Source organism: Flavilitoribacter nigricans DSM 23189 = NBRC 102662 (assembly GCF_002646595.1).
Lineage (GTDB): Bacteria > Bacteroidota > Bacteroidia > Chitinophagales > Saprospiraceae > Flavilitoribacter > Flavilitoribacter nigricans.
In genome coordinates this window covers 50282-71676 of sequence record NZ_PDUD01000023.1, presented here as the reverse complement: position 1 = coordinate 71676, position 21395 = coordinate 50282, and the positions used below count along the sequence as shown (strand labels likewise).

The following is a 21395-nucleotide window of genomic DNA, read 5'->3' as shown; positions in this document are numbered from 1 at the left end:
TTCGTTTAGTTCGGTAGCTTATACCCGGACAGCAAACGGCAGCTCGGATAAAATGACTATTTTCAGGCAGTTCTGCCGGGGCGCTTTCGTGCCCGGGCGGTCAATCTTCAACCTATGTCATGGAGACCGTACATCAAGGGATTTAAAGCTTACCTGCTGCTCGAACGTTCGCTGGCGGATAATACCATCGAGGCTTACCAGCGCGACCTGTACAAGCTGGACGAGTTCCTGCAATTGCGGGAGTACAAGCTCGGTCCGGCTGAGATCGGGACTACCCAACTATCGGAATTTATATTCTGGCTGAACGAATTGGGCCTGGGCGCCCGCACGCAGGCCCGGGTGCTGTCGGCCATCAAGACCTTCTTCAAATACCTGCTCACCGAGGACATCATTGTGGACGACCCGACCGAATTGCTGGATGGCCCCCGGCTTTCCCGCAAGATCCCCGAAGTAATGAGCTACGACGAGATCCAGGCCATGCTGCACAGCATTGATCTCAGTACCGATCATGGCGTTCGCAACCGCGCTATGCTGGAAACGCTCTACGCCTGCGGACTGCGCGTAAGCGAGCTGACCGATCTGCGCCTGTCCAACCTCTTTCTGGATATCGGTTTCATCAAGGTGATCGGGAAGGGCGACAAGGAGCGGATCGTGCCGATCGGCGAGGAAGCCGCCAAACACATCAACCTCTACATCGAAGGCGTGCGCCGCCGGATGACCAATATCCACAAGGATTTCGAAAATTACCTGTTCCTCAACCGCCGGGGCAAAAGTCTGAGTCGCGTCATGGTCTTTATGATCGTCAAGGAGTGCGCCGAAGCGGCCGGTATCCAGAAAAACGTCAGTCCGCACACCTTCCGGCATTCTTTTGCCACCCACCTCATCGAAGGGGGCGCGGACCTCAAAGCCGTACAGGATATGCTGGGTCACGAATCCATCATCACCACGGAGATCTATACGCACCTGGATACGGATTACCTGCGGGAAACGGTGATGCAGTTTCATCCGCGCAGCAGGAAGCGCGGCTAGCAGCTTCGCCCTAATTGGTACTGAATGCCACCGGATTCACTCTTTTCAGCCGAAAGGATATCCTGGTTCCGTTGGCTACGTATTCTTTCATCACCCCTTCCAGTTGGCGGGTCAGTAAGGAAACCAGTTGGGAGCCGAATCCGGTACCATTGGAACTTATTTCCGATAGCTTACCTACGCCATTATCTTCGATCGACAGGTCCAGGTACTGCTCATCAACACTTTTCAGGCTCAGGTTGATCCGCCCATTTGCCGTTTCCGGGAAGGCATACTTTAGGGCATTCGTCATCAGCTCATTAACGATCAGTCCGATCGGGAGAGCGGTATCGACATCCAATTCCAAGGGCTCCATGGGGAAGTCCACTTCCACTTTTTCCGAGGCATCGAATGCGTCCAGCAGATGCCCGCTCAGCTTTTGGAAATAATCCTTCATTTCGATAGCCACCAGATTTTTACCCTGAAACAGTTTTTGGTGCAGGATTCCCATGGATTTCACCCGGCTCTGGCTTTCTTTCATAGCCGACTGGGCTACTTTATCCTTCGTTTGGCGGGATTGCAATTCCAGCAAACTCGATACAATATCCAGGTTGTTCTTGACGCGGTGGTGGATCTCTTTAAGCAGGAGTTCATTCTGGGCGTTGCGCTCGTCGAGCTGTTGATTGGTCTTAACCAGGTCCTTATTAAGCAGTTGAAGTTGACGGTTTTTTTGGTGATTATTGCGATAGCTGAACAAACCTCCGCCCAGTAAAGCGAGCAACAGTCCCCCCACTCCAAAACTGAGATACTGGATCTTGGCCTGTTGTTCGATAGTTGCCTGTTGGCTATTAATGGTCTCCTCTTTCTGGTCCGTATCGTATTTGATCCGAAGTTCATTTTTCACGGCCGCCAGTTCACCCGTCAGTCTATTGTTCTGAGAGGTTTGTGCCTGACTCAGATACAACAGCGCAGAATCCGGCTGATTGGTATTTTCGTAGCACTCAGCCAGCCAGAACTGGTTGTCCTCTATTACATCCGAAGCTTGTATATTTCTTTCCAGGTGGTGCACCAGACAATCTTTGATGTAGGGGATCGCTTCGGCGTATTTCCGCTGCAGCCGCAGCACATTACCGATATATCCCTTCCAGCCGTTCGCATCTTCCTCGCTCGGAACGATCCTTTTGATCGCCTCCCAGGAATAGTAGAAATCATCCAGAGCCTTGTCGTATTCCTCCAGCGCCACGTAAACTTCTCCCCTCCACACCCGCACATTAGCCATATGGACATTGTATTCCTCCGGGTGGGCCCGGGCAATGATATCTACGACCTGTTGTGCTTTTTCCAGGGCCCGTTCGGCTTGTCCCACTTCCGGATAGGTTTTGATCAAACCTAAGAGGGGCTCAATGAGATCTTCCTCCTCCTCGGGGTTTTCCTCGAACAGTACGAGTGATTTTTCACCGTAGATCAGCGCCTGTTCGTAATCTTTGGTTTCGCGGTACAGGTAATTCAGGCTGGCGTAGGCACTACCCAGCCGTTGCGGCATATTTAAATTTTCAAAGATCCGGATCACTTCGAAAAGTTGCTGTTCCGCTTCTTTATAGCGGCCGAGTTCGATCAGGGATTTACCGACCCGGTCGTGTGCTTTGGCGATTTGGAGCTGATCGTCAGTCTGTTTAAAATATTCCAGTGATTGATGGAAGTGAAAGTAGCTGGAATCCGGATTGTTAGAGGAAACGCTGTAATAATGCCAGAGGGCCAGGAGCCCGTGGGCCGTGGCCGTTTTTTCGGGGTCTCCTGTTTCCTGAGCGCGTTCCAGTGCCCGGAATGCCTTACCGTAGATGGCCTCATAACCAGATTGCTCATTCGTATTGTAGATATCATTTTTCAACAGGGTGAATACGCTATCCAGCGGCAACAGATCTAGTGAATCTGACTGGGCACTTAGCCGAAATATTCCCAGGAGACTAAAAAGAATCGGTAGTATTCTCATCTTGCGTTAAACTAATTTGATGCGTAGTAAAAAATCCTTTCGGTACGACTGGCTCATGGGCAATATCGATTTGCCGATCCGTACGGAGGAGTCATCTACTTCCTCCACCTGCTTCAGATTGACGATGTAGGATCGGTGAATGCGCTGAAACAATTGAGCGGGGAGCTCACTTTCCAGACTTTTCATGGGCATGGACAGCAGATGGTCTTTCTCCCGGGTCACGATCCGGCAGTAATTCCTTTCCGCCTGAATATAAAGGATGGAATCAAACAATAGTTTCACGCGTTTGTCACCATCGTGTACAAACAGTCGGTCGGCAAGGGGACTCGGTGATTCCTCTTTTCTTTTAGCCGCCGGCTGTTCCTTTCCTGCATACAGGTTGGCGGCCAGTTCCAACACCCGTTTCAGTTCTCGTTTTTCCACCGGTTTACTCAGGAAGGCGTAGGGTCTGGTCATTTTGGCCTGATCGAAGGTTGCATCATCCGAATTGGCGGTCAGGAAGATCACCGGGATGTCTCGCTCTTGCAGGATACCGGCCAGTTCGATGCCGTCCATGGCTCCTTTCAAACGGATATCGAGCAGCACCATATCCGGCCTGCTCTCTTTCAGGTGCAATAACGCTTCTTCCGCCCGCGGAATCAGGCCGGTCACCTCGTATCCCATATCAGTGAGATACATCGACAGCTTGGCGCCAATGATCATTTCGTCTTCCACTACCAGGATCTTCATGGAATAATCTGACATAAAATAAGTAACTCAGGATTACAGTAATAAACATCGTAGGGGAGTCAATGCGAATCTAGCAAACTACTGGGAAACTTTCGGGCTGTTGGAATGCCAAAATAAGCATTTAAAATCAAACTCATAACCACCTATTAACCAAAACTTTAGCACCTGCCATACACGCTGATGCAATATAAGTCCCAAGTTTTTCAGCCCTTCCGCAACCTAAGTATCCGTCCTTGAAGGATAAGTGAATGCCCTTCATGGTGCCTATCCACATCTTTGGGACATCCAATTCCTCCACTTCCCTTGTATGAAGAGCTTTTAATTCAAACCGATCCATCCGTCCCTGATCACAATTGCTTCGGTCAATCAAACCGACAGTTCGGGAAATATACGCCCCCATTGGGTCAATGGCAGCCGCTTCTTAAGCGATGAATAAATATTTTCAGTCAAAACCTCTAAACGCACCACTTATGCGAATGAAGAACTACTTTATATTACTGTTAACCGTCATCGGCCTGCAAATAACCGTGCAGCGGGGACATGCCCAGAATGAATTAGCTACCAGCAACTGGGCTTATAGTAATCATGCTAGCTTCGGGACGCTCCCCAATGTACGGGTCACCAATAGTGCCGGTACAGTTTGTGATAATAATAATCCCCTTATCTATAATCACTACACCATAACCGGTACACAACCGGTACCCGGTGGGGTGAGCTGGAATAATGAGCCCGTCATTTCCAACGCTGCCATCAATACCCCTCAGTTAAATCGGTTTAAGGCCACTCGCGGCGTGCCTACTACACTCACCATTGATCTGTGGGTGGGAAGATTTCCTGACCAACCCAACATACCCACCACTATGAACAACTATATCAACAACAATGTAGAAGCCCGGGTCGGCACTCTGGGCGGACCGCAATTCTACGATGAAACTCTCATCGCTTCTAAAACCCTGCTGGAAGAAACAGCCTATTGGCGAAAATACCGCTGTGTACTAAATGTAGTCTTTCAACGGGGAGCGCCAACGGCTTACATTATGCTCACGGTACCCATCTACAATTATACCATCTACGATCAGAATACCCGATACGAGGAATTCATTATTCCTTTCACGGTAGAGGGAGCTACTGTCGATGTCGGTGTGGAAATACCTAGTCTGGGCACTATCAAAGAACCCCAGATCCCTTATCTTGTACTACACGCCCCGCCGGGCGCCAACAGTTTCAGTGAATTTACGGAGACCACTACCAACTGCCGGGAATTTGAGACTTCCGCTATACAGGATGCCTCCAATTCGGGCAAATTGGGCATAAAGATGGGCGGTAAGGGATCGGTCGGATTGATCATCAATCTTGATTACGAATTTTATGTCAAGTTTAACGCCGGTTTCAGTGCCGGCGAGATGGAAATGACCACCACTTCCGAACGAACCTGTGTGACGGTTTCCCAGGGTCTATCCACCGCTGCGGCTACTGAATTTGTCGGTGGCGGAGATGTCTTCGTCGGCTACGGAACGGACCTCGAGGTAGGGATCTACGAACGTTATCTCATCGATCCAAATACTTGTACCGTGGCGATGGATACCGGCCTGATATACGCTCCGGTCGGCGAGCCCCGAAAGTTTGTAAAAAGTACGAAGACCATCCAACAGGAGATAGAAGTCCTGGCCGCTCAGGTTGCTGATGAAAGCCGAACGGTGGCCCAGCGCAATAACGACCAAAATCAGATCGATGTCTGGAATCAGGTGCTGGCCATGAACCAGGCCAATATCAACGCTTCCGACAATGAATTGCTGGAACCCACTACGGAATACGACCTGGTTTCTCCCGTGCAAAAGGAGATAACCGTCTCCACCATCAATACTACGGAGATCACGTACGAGCATTATTCATCCACCACGCTGGGTATCGAAACGCTGGCGGAGATCGGCGGCTCGGGCATATCCGGCGGTTATGAATTCAAAAGTTCCAAACGATTCGGACAGACCCAGAACCAGTCGGGGGAAACCGTCTCCACCATGCGGTATACCCTGCACGATGACGATCGGGGCGACCAGTTCAACATCCGGGTAGTGCGGGACCCCGCGTACGGCACACCGATCTTCAAACTGGAAGCAGGATCAAAGACCAGCTGCCCCTATCAGGGCGGTGATCAGCGGGACCAGCCCGATCTCAATACTTTTTACCAGGGACAGAACCGTAAAAACCTGACCGTATCGAATATACCGGACGGTAGCAGTGTGCAGATCCCTCTAAATATTTGTAACAACAGCAATGAAGCGCGTACCTATTACCTGCAACTGAATTCCGCTACCAACGTCAACGGCGCTAAGTTTGAAGTCAACGGCGTTGAGCTGAATACCAACGACGATGGTTTCCCCTATACCGTTCCGGCCGGTGCCTGTTTCAATAATGGCGGCACTTTACCGCAACTGTTTGTATCGCAGAATAACAACAACGGGCTGGTCTACGAAAATATAGAATTGTTGCTCAATACCGGTCCGGACTGTGACGGGGAAATTGAGGATGTGATCAACCTTAGTCTTTATTTTGGAAATGCCGGTGCCCAGTGTGAAGATACGGATCTGACCCTTACCCAAACCTATACGAATCTGCAGCTAAAAAGAGCCGCCAATACGATCCAGGCCACCAATATAATTGAACTGGGTGCCGATGTGACCTACACCGCCGGACAATCGATTACTTTGCAGGCTGGTTTTCACGCTAAAGCAAACAGTACCTTCACCGCCCGGATCGAGGATTGCCAGCTGGTGTCCAGCAGCGTTGCCCCTTTACCTGAGGAAGTGGTAGAACTGGCCGCAGTTCCGGATCTCAGGATTGATCATAAGGATACTGATCTACAGGTATTCCCTAATCCATTCAATGATCGGTTTACCGTGACTTTTGACCTGGAGCAGGAAGCGGAAGCAGAGATCCGGCTGATCAGTGTTGACGGTAAGGTCCGGCAGCAATTGTTAGCCCCACAATCCCAGGTAGCGGGCGCGCACCAGATGGAATGGGACGGCCCGAACCTGCCGCCGGGTATCTATATCATTCAGCTTCGGTTGGGGAGCGAAATATTGAGCCGGAAACTGGTGAAGATGCGGTAACCGGACAAGCAAGATCTTTCAGGGCAGTCCCGATGGGGCTGCCTTTTTTTTGACTACTCCAATTCGGCCAGATCCACCCGCTGAAAGATCAGATCCGCCTGGCTACCCTCGTAGATGATCCCGATCGTATTTTCATCGATCGAGCTGATACAGGAGTAACCATTACCCTGCCCTTCATCCAGCAAGAGGTGGTGCTCCCGGGGCCAGGTCTGCCCTTCGTCCCGGCTCAGTTGAATAGTCATGTTTTTGCGCACGTAACGGTGCAGGGGATTGGAAAACAGAAGCACCTCTTCCGATGGGGTCTGATGCCGCACCAGACTCGCCATGCAGACTGGTTCCGGTAAGGCCTCCCGCGAAGTGGGGTGTTCGGTCCAGGTCTGCCCCATATCTTTGGTGATCATCACCGATCGGGCCCCCAGGCCGTTTCGTCCGCCCGGACTATTGCCCCGGTCGTCCCGCATATTCAGCATCAGGGACCCGTCGGCCAGTTCCACCAATTGGGCTTCGGTCGTTTGGGATTTAGCTCCGGTACCGATCTGCCAGCTTTCGCCGCGATCCGTGCTGTACACGATCGTAGCGTGGGGGATCTGATTTCCGTCTTTGAACTGAGCCGGGAATACCAGCGTACCATTTTTCATGGTAATTCCCATTCCGGGGCCTTCCAGCAACAATTGCCACTCCGGTCTTTTGATCTGTTCGGTAATATTGACCGGTGCGGACCAGGTACGGCCGTCGTCCTCACTTTTCACCAACATGAACTGGCCGGTCTCCTCCGGGCTGATGCCGGGCTGGGAAGCGTTCCAGGCCCGTGCCCCCGGATGTCCGTGTATCCACAGGCCCGCCACCCAGATGGTACCCGTCTGGCGATCCACCAAAATGCAGGGGTCTCCGATGCCGTTCTGATCTTCGGGCTTCCCACCCCATTCACCCATGTCCATGATCACGCGCATCGGCTCCCAGGTCTGGCCGCCGTCGGTACTCCGGCTCATACCGACGTCGATATCTCCCTGGAGATCGGTACTGCTGTCGTGACGATTATCGTATACCGCGATCAGCGTCCCTTCATTGGTGGTTACCATACCGGGGATCCGGTAGGTATGAATATCGTCCTGCCGGTGCTGACGCAGGGCATGTCCCATTCTTTTGGTTGGTGAACCGGTCGCTTGGGTAGCTTGCATTTTTTTCCCGTCGACGGTAATTTCCGAAAGTTGTACTTTCAGTTTTCGCGAGATATCGGCTGTTGATTCTAGTTCGAAGGAGATCCAGAGGTAATTACTGCCCGGTTGCAATAACTGGCTGCCGGTAAAGTGCGGATCGATTGTCCCGTCCTGGCTTTCGCCAAATGCCCGTCTGACGCTGAAATCGGAAGAAGCTCCGGTGAAAAATGCGCGGACCTCCTGTATATCACCCAATTGATCCGTCCCCTCCAGATCAAGGGTTAGTCCTTCCAACGCAACGGCCTTTTTCGAACCCACCGCATCGATCTGTACCCGCAGTACGGGATTATTCTCCTTACCGATCAGCACCGGGTATACCGGAGACCAGACCTTTACCCCGGAGACCTCCATCGGATCGTATACGTCCTTTTCGGTGGGATCAGCAGGAGGTAGTGGCGATTCCGACGTCTTGCAGCTCCAGGTCGTCAATAGAAATATCCCGGACAGTAACAATAGTAGATTTTTCATTTTCAGATTTTAAGCGAGATTTTGAACGAGGGTTTCGGCCTGCCGCTGGCAGCCACGAGTCGATCCTGTCACAAGGAGCATAGGAAGTAAAGCATTAATTATTACTTAGACTGCAGGGTCTCGTAACGATTGCAAAAATCAAAAAAACCGAGCGCTTCCAACTCCGACCGCAACTTATCCAGGTCAGCGGACTTCGGATGGCCCACCGGTGGCCGGGACCAGCCGCAATCCACGCCGATCAGTTTCATAAATGCTTTACCGGCTCCGATGCCGCCGTATTTTACCAATAATTCCACGATCCGTACGGATAGCAACTGAAGCCGGCGGGCTTCCTCCAGATCACCCTCGTTAAACGCACGAATGATCCGGTGGTACAGCGGGGCGGCGTAATTGTAGGTACTGCCCACCGCGCCTTTCGCCCCGGCAACCATTCCGGAAAGCAGGGCCTCATCCGTACCCCACAGCAGATCGAACTTTTCGTTTTGAAAAGCCAGGCAGGCCTGGAATTCCATAATGTCCGAATGAGAGTATTTGATGCCGGCTAAGTTAGGGATCTTTGGTGCTGCCAGTTCCAAAAACCGGGTCATGGAATAAAACCCACCGGACAATGACGGAATGTGGTAATAATAAAATGGCAGGTCCGGAGCGGCCGCGGCGGCTTCCTGGCAAAAATCGACCAGAGTCTCTACGGAGGACGGGCGGAAATAATATGGTGCCACCAGCGAAATACCGTCCAGTTTAAGTTCCGCTGCCTTACCGGCCAGATGCTGAATATCTTGCAGGCAGGTGCCTCCCAACAGGTACAGCAGCTTCAGATCGGGATTGACGGCTTTGGTATCCGCCCAGGCGAACATCAAAGCTTCTTTTTCGGCAAGGGAGAGTGATGCGCACTCACCCGTCGACCCGGCGATAAATGCACCCCGGACCCCATTTTGCCCGTATAGGGCAGCCAGGTCCGCTACCCGATCGGTAGCCAGTGCTCCCTTTTCGTCAAAAGGGGTGAAGGGAGCGGCAATTAAACCCGTCAGTTTTTCCATTTTTTCTTCTTAATTGGTTAGTCTTCTATTTTCACTTTTATGGCTTTTCACTCGGCAGAGGAAGGGGATGAAATAAGTATGCAGCTACCGGTTTTGGGTAAGCATCGCGGTCTTGGGGTGACGGATACCCTCTAAATCAGCCCAGTAATACCTGGACGATGGCAGATGTTTTTACCAGGAACAGAAAGATCCTTCCGGCCGGGGATACCATCCTTTTGTGACGAAGATAATGAACAGGAGCACACCAAGCAATCCTTCGGCAAACTACGGCCGGGATCGTTCCTGTACCGGCCGAATAGCCGGCCCGCATTTCATCCTTTCCCAAAGTATTTACTATCTTCATACTCAGGTGCAATCCATTGCGCCCGTCAAAACACGAACGAAATGAAAAACCTACTGCAAGCCATTATGCTGACGGCCACACTTCTGCTCCTGTGTCAGGCCTGTCAATCCGATCCCGCCGCGGATAACCAACAGGCGGATACTCCCGCTACCGAACCGGCGGCAACCTTCGTTGCCAATCCGCAACCCATAGCCGAACAGGAAGTCACTACCCTGCCGATCGGGGCCAAAGCGCCGGATTTCAATTTGCCCAACGTCGACGGCAAATTCTATAGCCTCAGCGATTTTGCTGATGCCAAAGTACTGGTGATCGTTTTTACCTGCAACCACTGTCCCACTGCCCAGGCCTACGAGGAACGCATCAAGCAGGTCACCTCGGACTATCAGGATAAAGGCGTTCAGGTAGTCGCGATCTCGCCCAACAGCCCGAACGGTGTACTCTACGAGGAACTGGGTTACACGGACCTGGACGACGAATTCGACGCCATGGTGATCCGGGCCGACGATATGGATTTCAACTTTCCGTATCTCTACGACGGCGATACCGAAGAAGCATCCTTGAAGTACGGGCCCGTGGCCACGCCGCATGTTTACGTTTTCGACCAGGAACGCAGCCTGCAGTACATTGGGCGACTGGACGATTCGGAGAAACCGGGCTCCGCCAATTCCGAAGATCTGCGCGCTGCGATCGACGCCCTGCTGGCCGGCCGGACCCCAGAAGTGCAGACCACCAAAACCTTCGGCTGTTCCACCAAATGGGGCTGGAAAACGGCTTACCGGAAAAAAATAGAGAAAGAATGGGCCGAAAAACCCGTCAGCCTCTCCCCCATCAGCGAAGACGGCATCAAGGCCCTCGTTAAAAATGAAGACTCGGATAAATTGCGCCTGATCAACGTCTGGGCCACCTGGTGCGGTCCCTGCATCATCGAATATCCGGAGTTCATCGTACTGCAGCGGATGTACGGGGCCCGCGATTTTGAATTCGTCTCCTTATCGGCCGATAAACCCACGCAGCAGGAAAAAGCCCTGAAGTTTCTGGAAAGTAAAAATTCCGCCGTCACCAATTATATCTTTGATCAGGATGATAAATATGCGCTCATCGAGGCTATCGATCCGGATTGGAACGGAGCACTTCCCTACACCCTGCTCGTGGAACCCGGTGGCGAGGTCGTCTGGGCCCATCAGGGCGAAGTGGACTTTCTGGAACTGAAGCGCACCATCGTCGACCATAAGATGATCGGCCGTTATTATTAGACCGTTAGGGGGAGTGCAACACCTGCGCTCCCCCCGGCGAGCACCGTAAAATGCAACAATGAACACTGACCCTTACGTTCTGACCACGGCCAAGATCCTGGAGCCGCCCACCAGTTTTTCGGAAAAGCTCAAACATCTGGGCCCCGGTTTTATCCTTTCCGCCTCTATCGTCGGTTCCGGGGAACTGATCGCAACTACTACGCTGGGTGCCCGGGCCGGGTTCATTACTTTCTGGGTGATCATTATCAGTTGCCTGGTGAAGGTGGCCGTACAGGTTGAATTTGGTAAGCACACCATCCTCACCGGCGAAACTTCCATGAAGGCATTCAATCAGCTCCCGGGCCCGAAACTGGGCCGGGCCCGCTGGACGGTATGGCTGATCTTCCTGTTCATGTTTATCAAACTGCTCCAGGTGGGCGGTATCATCGGTGGCGTCGCGATCATTCTCAACATGACTTTCCCGCAGATCGGCATGCCCATTTGGGCGCTGCTGACCGCCACGGCGGTAGCCCTGCTCATCTTTCGCGGCTATTACCGCTTTATCGAAAAGTTCTCGCTGGGAATGATCGGTTTTTTTACGCTGTTCACCTTTTCCTCGCTGTATTTTCTGGGGTATACGCCCTACGCCATGGAGTGGTCGGATATTACTTCCGGTCTGAGCTTTCAGTTACCGCCGGAAGCCGTCGCCATTGCCTTTGGTGCTTTTGGGATTACCGGTGTTGGTGGAGATGAGATCATCCACTATAATTACTGGTGCCTGGAGAAAGGTTATGCAGCCCATACCGGCCCACGGGACGATTCGGAGGCCTGGAAAGCCAGGGCCCGCGGCTGGATCCGGGTGATGTACCTGGATGCACTCCTGGCTATGATCGTCTACACTGTGGTCACAGCGGCTTTTTATCTACTCGGGGCGGCGGTGCTGCACGCTCAGGGCACTGTACCGGAAGGCTACCAGATGGTCGAATCCCTGTCGATGATGTATACCGAATCCATCGGTCCGCAGGCTAAACCGGCATTTTTGCTGGGCGCCTTTGTGGTACTGTTCTCCACCCTGTTTGCCGCCCTCGCCGCCTGGACCCGCCAGTGGGCGGATATTTTCGGGCAGATCGGGCTCATCGACTTTTACAATCTGGCGGTGCGGAAAAAGGCGATCGCCATCCTGGCCTGGGTGATCCCATTTCTATGGGCGCTGCTTTTTCTGTTCATCCAGTTGCCGGTACTGATGGTCATTTCCGGGGGGATAGCGGGTTCCTTCCTGCTGTTTATTGTCGTTGCGGCCAGTCTGCACTTCCGCTACAAACGACTCCATCCGGATTTCCGTCCCAACATTACTTACGATATCCTTTTGTGGGTCAGTATTCTGACGATCGTGGGGGTCGGGATCTACGGACTGATCAAAGTCTTTTCCTGAATGAAGCGATTAAAATGGATTGCTTTTCTATTCCTTCTCCTCGCCTGTAACGAGGATACGCTGGATGTTCGTATTACCGGTCGCGTAACCGATGCCGGAGAACCGGTAGCGGGCCTGCACCTCTATCTGACCAATTATTATTACGAAGGTGGCGATTACGATAGTTTTATGCCGGCGGAACACTATACGCTGACGACCGACCGGGCCGGATATTTTTCAATTGACCTCCCCCGGAGCGCCTATATTCAGATCGATACCGCCCGCAAATGGAACTCCCGGTTTTACCACGACCGGTACATCGGTCTCCGGAAACAAACCATCAATTTTGACCTGAGCCGGTGAGTTAATTTTATCACTACATCCAGTGCCTGCCGCTCCTCACGGAAGGGAGTCTGCCACTATGTCAGTCTGCCAATTTCTTCCAGCGAACAAGCTTTCCTTCTGTCACGTTATTTTCAAACAAATGGCAATTTGTCACCCGGAATGGGCCTTTTCCACATTGGCACAAGGCTTGCAATAGAAGTGACGTAAACCAAAGACAAAAAACTCTAAACGTATATAACATGGGTAAAATAATCGGAATAGACTTGGGTACGACCAACTCCTGTGTAGCTGTAATGGAGGGTAACGAACCCGTAGTGATCCCGAACGATGAAGGTAGAAGAACCACCCCGTCTGTAGTGGCATTTATGGATAATGGTGAAAGAAAAATTGGCGATCCCGCCAAGCGCCAGGCTATTACAAACCCCAAACGGACCATTTCTTCCATCAAACGTTTTATGGGACAGCGCTACAGCGAGGTGAAGGACGAGGTAGACAACGTATCCTATAAAGTTGTAAAAGGAGAAAATGATACCGTCCGCGTAGATATCGACGGACGTCTCTATACTCCGCAGGAGATCTCTGCGATGGTACTGCAAAAGATGAAAAAAGTAGCGGAAGACTTTCTGGGTCACGAAGTGAACGAAGCGGTAGTAACCGTTCCGGCTTATTTCAATGACTCCCAGCGTCAGGCTACCAAAGAAGCCGGTGAGATTGCCGGACTGACCATCAAGCGGATCATCAACGAGCCGACTGCGGCCGCACTGTCTTACGGTCTGGACAAGCGGAATAAAGAAATGACCATTGCCGTATTTGACCTTGGTGGTGGTACTTTCGATATTTCCATCCTCGACCTTGGCGACGGTGTATTTGAAGTAAAATCCACTAACGGTGATACGCACCTGGGTGGTGATGACTTTGACCGGGTGATCATCAACTGGCTGGCTGATTCTTTCAAAGAACAGGAAGGTATTGACCTGCGTAAAGACCCGATGGCCCTGCAGCGCCTGAAAGACGCCGCTGAGAAAGCCAAGATCGAGCTTTCCGCTTCTACGGAAACCGAGATCAACCTGCCGTACATCACGGCGGTAGACGGAGTGCCCAAGCACCTGGTGCTGAAGCTGTCCCGCGCAAAATTCGAGCAACTGGCCGATAACCTGGTACAAAGAACGCTGGGTCCTTGTAGAGACGCACTGAAAGACGCCGGTCTGTCCAAAGAGGAGATCGACGAGGTGATCCTGGTAGGTGGTTCTACCCGTATCCCACGCATCCAGCAGGCTGTTGAAGACTTCTTCGGTAAAAAGCCGAACAAAGGGGTTAACCCCGACGAAGTGGTGGCCGTTGGTGCTGCGATCCAGGGTGGTGTACTGAGTGGTGATGTACAGGATGTACTGCTGCTGGACGTTACGCCGCTTTCCATGGGTATCGAAACCATGGGTGGTGTATACGACGTAGTGATCGAATCCAACTCAACGATCCCGACCAAGAAGTCGAAAGTATACTCTACCGCTGCGGACAACCAGCCTTCTGTAGAAATTCACATTCTGCAGGGTGAGCGTCCGATGGCGAAAGACAACCGGACGGTAGGTCGCTTCATTCTGGATGGCATTCCACCCGCACCGCGCGGTGTACCCCAGGTAGAAGTTTCCTTCGATATGGACGCCAACGGTATCCTGAACGTATCCGCTAAGGATAAAGGTACCGGTAAAGAACAAAAGATCCGTATTGAAGCCTCTACCGGCCTGTCCAAAGAGGAGATCGAAAAGATGAAAGCAGAAGCCTCCGCCAACGCGGATGAAGATCGCAAGGCCCGCGAGCGTGCCGAAAAGATCAACACGGCTGACTCCCTGATCTTCCAGACGGAAAAACAATTGAAAGAATTCGGTGAGAAATTGCCGGAGGATAAAAAAGGTGCTATCGAATCTGCCGTTGCCGATTTGAAAGAAGCACACAAGTCACAGGACCTCGACCGCATCGATAAAGCAACCGAAACCCTGAACGCGGCCTGGCAGGCTGCCAGTCAGGAAATGTACCAGGCAACTCAGGATGCCGGTGCAACTGCTGATGCCGGTGCAGGTGCCGGACCGGACACTAACGCCGGCGGTGGCAATACCAGCACCAATGCGGAAGACGTAACCGACGTTGAATACGAAGAAGTGGACGACAAGAAGTAAGCTTCGGTCGGATTCACAAATCGACATAAACTATAAAAGCGGATGTTCCTTAACGGGAGCATCCGTTTTTTTTTTGGCGTATGTACATGTACCAAGATCGCTTTATTTCCGGGCCGCTCTGAGTTATCGACCAATACTTATCGCTTCTGCCGGTCATGCGAATCAGGAGGCAAAAGTCCCGTAGGGACGAGATATAGGTAGCCCGTCCAATAATCCGGGAGGTTCAGCGTGCCGTAGGTACGCAATATGGTTTTACATGGCATACCTACGGCACGCTAAGCCAGGAAATGGCCATTTTGCTACCTCCAGTTTGTGCCTAAAGACACATTATGATTGCCATCGCTCATCCTTACCAGGTTACCCTATAAAAAAATGGCTGAATGGTTTAGGTCCCATTCAGCCATTTGCCCCTTTGAAAGGGCAGAAAGGCAGTTGCCTTTGCTTTTATCGCTCTCCGTTATCCAGGATGGTTACATCCCCGCGAATGATGACCCCGTCGGCGAGGTTCAGACGCAGAATGTAATAATAAGTACCCTGGGGCAGGCGATCGCCATTGTTGTTGAAGCCATTCCAGTCGTTGTTGTAAGGACGCTGCTGGAATATGATGTCTCCCCAACGGTTAAAGATGATGATCTCGTTATCCGGAAATTCTTCCGCCGGAGTGAACAGCAGTACGTCGAATACCAGATTGTCGTTCATGCCGTCTCCGTTCGGAGTGATGGTGTTCATGATGGTCGGCTCGTAATCCGGGTCGGTAACTTCAATGCGCAGCGTACCCGTCGCACACAGATCGTCACAATCCAGATTACAGATCTCGTAGGTAACCTGAGTGATACCGACGAAACCGCGCGGAACGCTGTAGTATACCCGGCCATTGCTGAAACTGTCAATGGTACCGAATTCCGGAGCGTCCAGCAGCGTAACGCTGTATTCATCCACATTGGTCAGTACGTCATTCTGGGCCACATTGATATCGACACTCCGGTCATCAGCGTCCACACGTAGCAGGTCTTCCACTGCCGTTGGAGCCGTTTCGATGTAAACGGTCACCTGATCCTGACTGTAATTCTCACAGCCGGGGGCAGAAAGGGTCCAGGTAAATACGTTGGCACCACTCTGCAGTCCGCTCACACCGGTAGCCGGATCGGTTGTTGAGCCTACGGACGCACCGCCGCCGCTGGTCCACATACCGGTGGTACCCGTTGGCAGGTTAGCGCTCAGGGAAGCCGTGGTCTCATCCTGGCAAAGTGAAATATCCGTACCGGCTGCAGCCGCATCCGGGAATATCCGGCTTACCGTCACCGTATCCGTATCCACACAACCGTTGTCCGTGTTGGTCACGACCAGCAGGTAGCTGGCCGGTTCGGTTACGGAAGCTTCCAGGTCGTCGGATGGCATCGGCACCGCGCCGCCTTCCAGGTTTACCCACTCGTAGGAGAACTGAGCGCCCTGGCTGCTGGAAAGTGCATCCAAAACTCCCGTCTCGTTACATTCAATGCCCAGGTCTGCACCGGCAGCCGCTACGGGCGTATCGTTATCCGGTACCACGGTCACCATACTGGTTCCCGCACAACCGGTATTGGCATCCACTACCGTCAGTTCATAAGTACCCGGTCCGTCAACGGAAACCGTCAGGGATCCGGTCGCGGGCGTTACAGTATTACCGTCGGTGGATACCCAGCTAATGGAACTGAAGTCACTGGCGGCACCCGTTGCGCTGGCGTCCAGGTTGATGGTCGGCGTCGTACAGGTGAATGGGATCGGTTCGGCGATTGAAACCACCGGAGGATTACCGGAATTATCAACTACGGTCAGTTCCAGTGAATCGACACAACCGGTCAGGTTATTTTCAACAACCAGTCGGTAAGTACCCGCCTGGCTGAAAGTAGTCAGCAAAGCATCGGTGGGGCTCGGCATTCCGCCGTCCACACCTTTCCAGGTCACGCTCAGATCCGTTGCACCGTCCACCAGACCTTCTACTTCGATGGAAGTATTGATACAGTCCAGAGCGGGTTCAGGATTGCTGAAGCTGATCGCCGGCAATTGCAGGCCGTCTACCACTTCTACATCGGTAGTAGCCGTACATCCGGTCTCGGTGTTCGTTACCATCAGGGTGTAAGTACCCGGCTCGGTAACGTCGAGGGTAGCGCCGGTGCCCACGGACGGGCCATCCAGCAGGAACCATTCGTAGGTGAAGGTCTCTCCTTCGGAAGAGCCCGTTGAACTCAGCGTCAGTGTCGGCGAATCACAGGTGATCATCTGGGAAGCCTCACCGGCATCGGCGATCGGAGCTTCGTTGTTCAGGTTGATGGTCACCTGGTTGCTTCCGGTACAACCGTCGGCTGGGTTTCTCGCTTCCAGCACGTAAACTCCCGGCTGGGTTACGGTCAGGTTAGGCGTTCCGTCGCCCACCGGCGTGAAGGCATCTCCGCCGACAACCTGGAACCACTGGTACTGGTAGGCCGGACCGGCCGGCGTAATATTTCCACTCAGGCTGACGCTGGTCACCTCACAGGTAATGTCCTGGGCCCCCGTAATGCTCACCTGCGGCACATTGCCGTCCAGGGTAACCGCCACCTCATCGGTTGCGGTACAACCATTTTCCAGGTTGGTCACTTCCAGGGTATAAGTACCCGGGGAGCTCACTTCGGCCATTAGGGTAGTAGCGACTGTATCGCCCTCCATGTTCGTCCAGATGTAAGCAAATCCGTCACCGGTATCGGAACCGGCGCCCGACAGGGATACGGAACTCGTTTCACAGGTGATCAGCTGATCCTCTCCGGCCATGGCCGTCGGAGGTGTCATATCTTCACTCACCACCACATCCACTTCGGCAATACAGCCGGTAGCGGTATTGGTGACGGCCAATGTATAGGTACCCGGGCTGAGTGCGATCGGGTTCAGGCTGGTATCGCTATTGGGTACCAGCTGCCCACCCATGGAAGCCGTCCAGGTAAAGGTATAATCTATCGTATCCGGACCAACCGTCGCGGAGATCATTACGCTGTCGCGTATACAGGTGATCGGTAAGGCGGGATCGATCAGTACATCCGGATAATTGGCATCCGGCAACACCCTTACGGTGTCTGTACTGCTACAGTTCGTTTCGTTATCCCGCACCAGCAGAATATAGCTACCCAGCTGATCCGCTTCGTAAGTCTCACCGGTACCCAGCAACTGGTTGTTCTGATCGTACCATTCGTAACTTACCTGCAGATCCGGGTTATTACTCAAAGAAGAAAGCGTAACGGTCCCGATACCGCAATCCAGGATCTGATCCTGTCCGGCTACTACATCCGGTTCCAGCCGGCCGTCCGTTACCCGCACGGTATCCGCATCAAAACAGCCGGTGTCCTCGTAGGCTACGCGCAGGATGTAACTGCCCGGTGCTTCGATCTGGGGATTGATCAGCGTTTGCTGCCCTTCGGTGATCTTACCGTTGTTCATCGAGATCCAGGTGTAGGTGATATTGTCACCGCTGTCCGATCCACTGCCGTTGAGCTGGAAACCGCCCTCGGCACAGGTAAATTCAAAGTCCTGTCCTGCATTGGCCAGGGGAACTTCCGGAGCGGTCACAAAGGTGGTATCCGAAGAAGAACAACCTGTCTGGTTATTGGTCACCCGGAAGATCTTGGTACCCGGTACAAATTCCACCACACTGCGGTTGGTACCGATGGATACTTCCTGTCCGGTGGAATTGATCCGGAACCATTCGTAGGAGAAATCTCCTTCCGATCCGGTACCGCTCAGCAGTACGGATTGCGGATCACAACCCAGCAGAAGGTCTTCTCCGGCATTGGCTTCCGGCACACCGTCCGCCAGTGGGATCTCGATCGTGAATTCTTCTACCAGACTGGGCGAGTTACCGTCGGAGATACGGAACGTCAGCGGCCCCGGGCACAGGTTTTGCGCACTGGAGGGGTTGAACTGATTGTTGGGTTCCGTAAACCAGATGGTTCCCAGTTGTCCCTGTCCACCGATGACCGTAATTTCCACGGAACCGTCGCAGGCTCCCGGACAACTGGCCGGAGTGATCAGGGTATCGATAATGTAAAATTTATCATTGACGCAGAGACTACCGTTTTGCGGCACTATGCTACCCGGCCCGTTGGCGGTGGTCACGGTAGGTGCCGGCGACTCCAGCATACTGATATCGTAACACTCCAGGGCGTCTCCGATCATTTTAAAGCACAGATCGAAGATATCCGTATCATCGGGAATAGCCAGTTCGGATCCGGACCAGTCGATACACAGCAAACCGACATTGGCGGAACTGGCATCGATGTTGGCATCGGTCAGGCCAGTCCAGGCGCCGGAGAAATTAATACCCGTGTATTCCAGTGAAGAAGGATCCCAGGAAATACAGAAATTGGCTTCCGTTATATTGTCGAATTCCACAACGCTGACCGCTACGCAGGCTGTATCCAGCCAATCGCCTTCCGCTTCGGCAATATTCAAACCGAAACCGTCGGGAAAAAGCGTACACAGTTCGCCGGCAGCGATGGTCAGGCCGATGTTCTCATCGCCGGAAGATGCGGTCGTTGCCTGCATCTGAACCGGGAGGTTGACCCCTTCCAGAGCGGTACAGTCTCCCGGATCGCCCAGCGGTGTGAAACACAGCTGGAAGGCAGAAGTCTGGTCCGCCAGGTTCTGCGGCGTCGCTGATTCCCAATCGAAGAACAGCGATCCCGATCCCGCACCGGAGGAATTAAAGTTAGAGCTATTCGCACCCGGGATATTGATATTCTGCAAACCAGTGAACTGGAACAGGCCCGGATCGTAAGCCAGCGAGAACTGCAGGCTGGTGATATCCTGGAAACCGGATACATTGAAATCCACACAGAAATTATCACCAGGGCCGGCGGAGCCTTCTCCGATACTGATGGCTACTCCATCCGGCTGATTGATATCTACTTCACAGTTGGTCGGGTTTACCCCAATATTGGGGCCGTTGCCCGAACGACCACGCCAGGGCGTGCTGACGTTGATCGGGCTGTTACCGCCCAGACCGACTACATCGTAACATACTTCAAAGATGATATCGCCCGGATCGAGATCCTGCGGCGGTGTCGGCGAGTTCTCCCAGGCTACACCCAGGAAGCCGTTGGCGGCATTGGCGGCATCGAAGTCCGCATTGGTCCAAAACGGAGCGACCGGATTGACCTGCTTAAATTCCAGGATGCTGGAGTTCCACTTCAGAATGAATTCCAGGGAGCTTACCCGGTTGTAGTTGTCTCCCGCGCGGATGGGCACACAGATCTCGTCGTTCAGATTAACGGGATCTCCGCAATCCACGGTTACCTGGATACCTTCCGGATCACAATCGTTTACTTCTACGATACCGTCATCACTTTCAAAAAAGATATTGAAACCGGCCACTTCTTCGTTCGTCACCTCAATCCCCAGCGTGGGGTAGCTGACGATGCTGACCGTTGAGTTCTTTTCACAGGAATTGTCCAGCAGCCGGTAACACACCTGGAACAGCTGGGTGCCGTCCGGCAGGGTGACCCCCGGTTGGTCGGGTATGGTATACAGCCAGTTGTACGTTAAGCGGTTGGCCCGTATATTCCCACCGGAACCGAAGTTACTCAAGCCGTTGTTCGGTATATCCCCGTTGGGTATTATACTTTCGAGTTCCATCACCGTACTGTCCCAGACGACGTTGAACTGCATACTCTGCAGGTTGTCGAAACCGGAAGCGGCAAAATTCACACAAACCAGATCCCCGGCATTACCGACCTCTTCCGAAATGTTGACCTGTACCGGTCGGACACTGATCGAGATGATGCCCGGTTCCACACCATCCTTGTCTTCATCGAGGAATCCCAGGTTATTACAGCCGAAGGTCGAACTAAAGGAGCCCAGACGTTCCACTACGATCGGCAAGGGGTTGTCGGTAATATGGATCTCCGTGACGTCTCCGTAGCCGGCCGACTCTTTGGCCGTAAAGCACATCTCGAACAACACCTCATTATTATCTATGGTAAACATGGGATTGCCGCCGTTGGAATCCTCACAGGTGCGGCTGTCCCGCCAGCTGAAGGTGATGATCCCGTTGTCCGATTGGGTCAGATCGAAGTTCGCGTTGGACATAGACGGAATACCAAAATTCCCTACACTGTTGAACTGCAGTTGTTCGGTATCGAAGTTTACGGAGAACTGGATGGTTACGATATCCGTAAAAAATCGCCCACGTATGGGTACACAAATTTCTTCACCGGGATCAACGGTGTTGTCTTCCATGTATATTTCTGGCTGGGCAGAGGCAACGAATGCACTAAACCCGAGCATCATTATAATCAATAATCTTTTCATGAGATCAGTAGGTTGCTGAAAT

The 21395-nt window shown here is 52.7% G+C and carries 11 protein-coding genes; 6 read left to right on the top strand and 5 right to left on the bottom strand.

The genetic code is table 11. The features are described from left to right. Positions 1-114: 114 nt before the first annotated feature. Positions 115-1029: a site-specific tyrosine recombinase XerD gene (gene xerD / locus CRP01_RS18150; RefSeq protein WP_099151506.1), complete on the top strand. Its 915-nt coding sequence runs from the start codon at positions 115-117 to the stop codon at positions 1027-1029. A gap of 10 nt (positions 1030-1039) precedes the next feature. Here the strand turns inward: xerD and CRP01_RS18145 are convergent, their stop codons facing one another. Next, the gene (locus tag CRP01_RS18145; protein ID WP_099151505.1) at positions 1040-2995 is read right to left on the bottom strand and encodes a tetratricopeptide repeat-containing sensor histidine kinase; all 1956 of its coding nucleotides are present in this window, start codon (positions 2993-2995) and stop codon (positions 1040-1042) included. 6 nt (positions 2996-3001) lie between these two features. Continuing rightward, positions 3002-3739, bottom strand: coding sequence for a LytR/AlgR family response regulator transcription factor (locus CRP01_RS18140; protein WP_222845766.1), 738 nt, complete (start codon positions 3737-3739; stop codon positions 3002-3004). A 455-nt stretch (positions 3740-4194) separates the two neighbouring features. Here CRP01_RS18140 and CRP01_RS18130 point away from each other — a divergent pair, with 455 nt between their 5' ends. Continuing rightward, positions 4195-6834 carry a T9SS type A sorting domain-containing protein gene (locus CRP01_RS18130; RefSeq protein WP_170110432.1) on the top strand — a complete coding sequence of 880 codons (2640 nt, stop codon included), beginning with the start codon at positions 4195-4197 and terminating at the stop codon, positions 6832-6834. A 53-nt stretch (positions 6835-6887) separates the two neighbouring features. On the opposite strand, the gene CRP01_RS18125 is transcribed toward CRP01_RS18130, so the two are convergent. Further along, on the bottom strand, positions 6888-8519 hold the full coding sequence (locus CRP01_RS18125; protein ID WP_143473428.1) for a sialidase family protein: 1632 nt from the start codon (positions 8517-8519) through the stop codon (positions 6888-6890). Between the two features lie 101 nt (positions 8520-8620). Continuing rightward, positions 8621-9556 (bottom strand): dihydrodipicolinate synthase family protein, encoded by a 936-nt coding sequence (locus CRP01_RS18120; RefSeq protein ID WP_099151501.1) that lies wholly within the window; start codon positions 9554-9556, stop codon positions 8621-8623. A gap of 384 nt (positions 9557-9940) precedes the next feature. Here CRP01_RS18120 and CRP01_RS18115 point away from each other — a divergent pair, with 384 nt between their 5' ends. The 4 genes from CRP01_RS18115 (at position 9941) to dnaK (ending at position 15058) form a co-directional block, all read left to right on the top strand. Next, complete coding sequence (locus CRP01_RS18115; protein WP_099151500.1) at positions 9941-11152, top strand: redoxin domain-containing protein; 1212 nt, start codon at positions 9941-9943, stop codon at positions 11150-11152. Between the two features lie 58 nt (positions 11153-11210). Further along, the gene (locus tag CRP01_RS18110; RefSeq protein ID WP_099151499.1) at positions 11211-12563 is read left to right on the top strand and encodes an Nramp family divalent metal transporter; all 1353 of its coding nucleotides are present in this window, start codon (positions 11211-11213) and stop codon (positions 12561-12563) included. Next, positions 12564-12905 carry a transthyretin-like family protein gene (locus CRP01_RS18105; RefSeq protein WP_099151498.1) on the top strand — a complete coding sequence of 114 codons (342 nt, stop codon included), beginning with the start codon at positions 12564-12566 and terminating at the stop codon, positions 12903-12905. It abuts the gene before it with no gap. 221 nt (positions 12906-13126) lie between these two features. After that, positions 13127-15058, top strand: a complete 1932-nt coding sequence (gene dnaK / locus CRP01_RS18100; RefSeq protein WP_099151497.1) for a molecular chaperone DnaK — start codon at positions 13127-13129, stop codon at positions 15056-15058. Between the two features lie 444 nt (positions 15059-15502). On the opposite strand, the gene CRP01_RS18095 is transcribed toward dnaK, so the two are convergent. Next, entirely contained in the window at positions 15503-21373 is a 5871-nt protein-coding gene (locus tag CRP01_RS18095) for a cohesin domain-containing protein (protein WP_170110431.1), read from the bottom strand. Between the last annotated feature and the right edge of the window lie 22 nt (positions 21374-21395).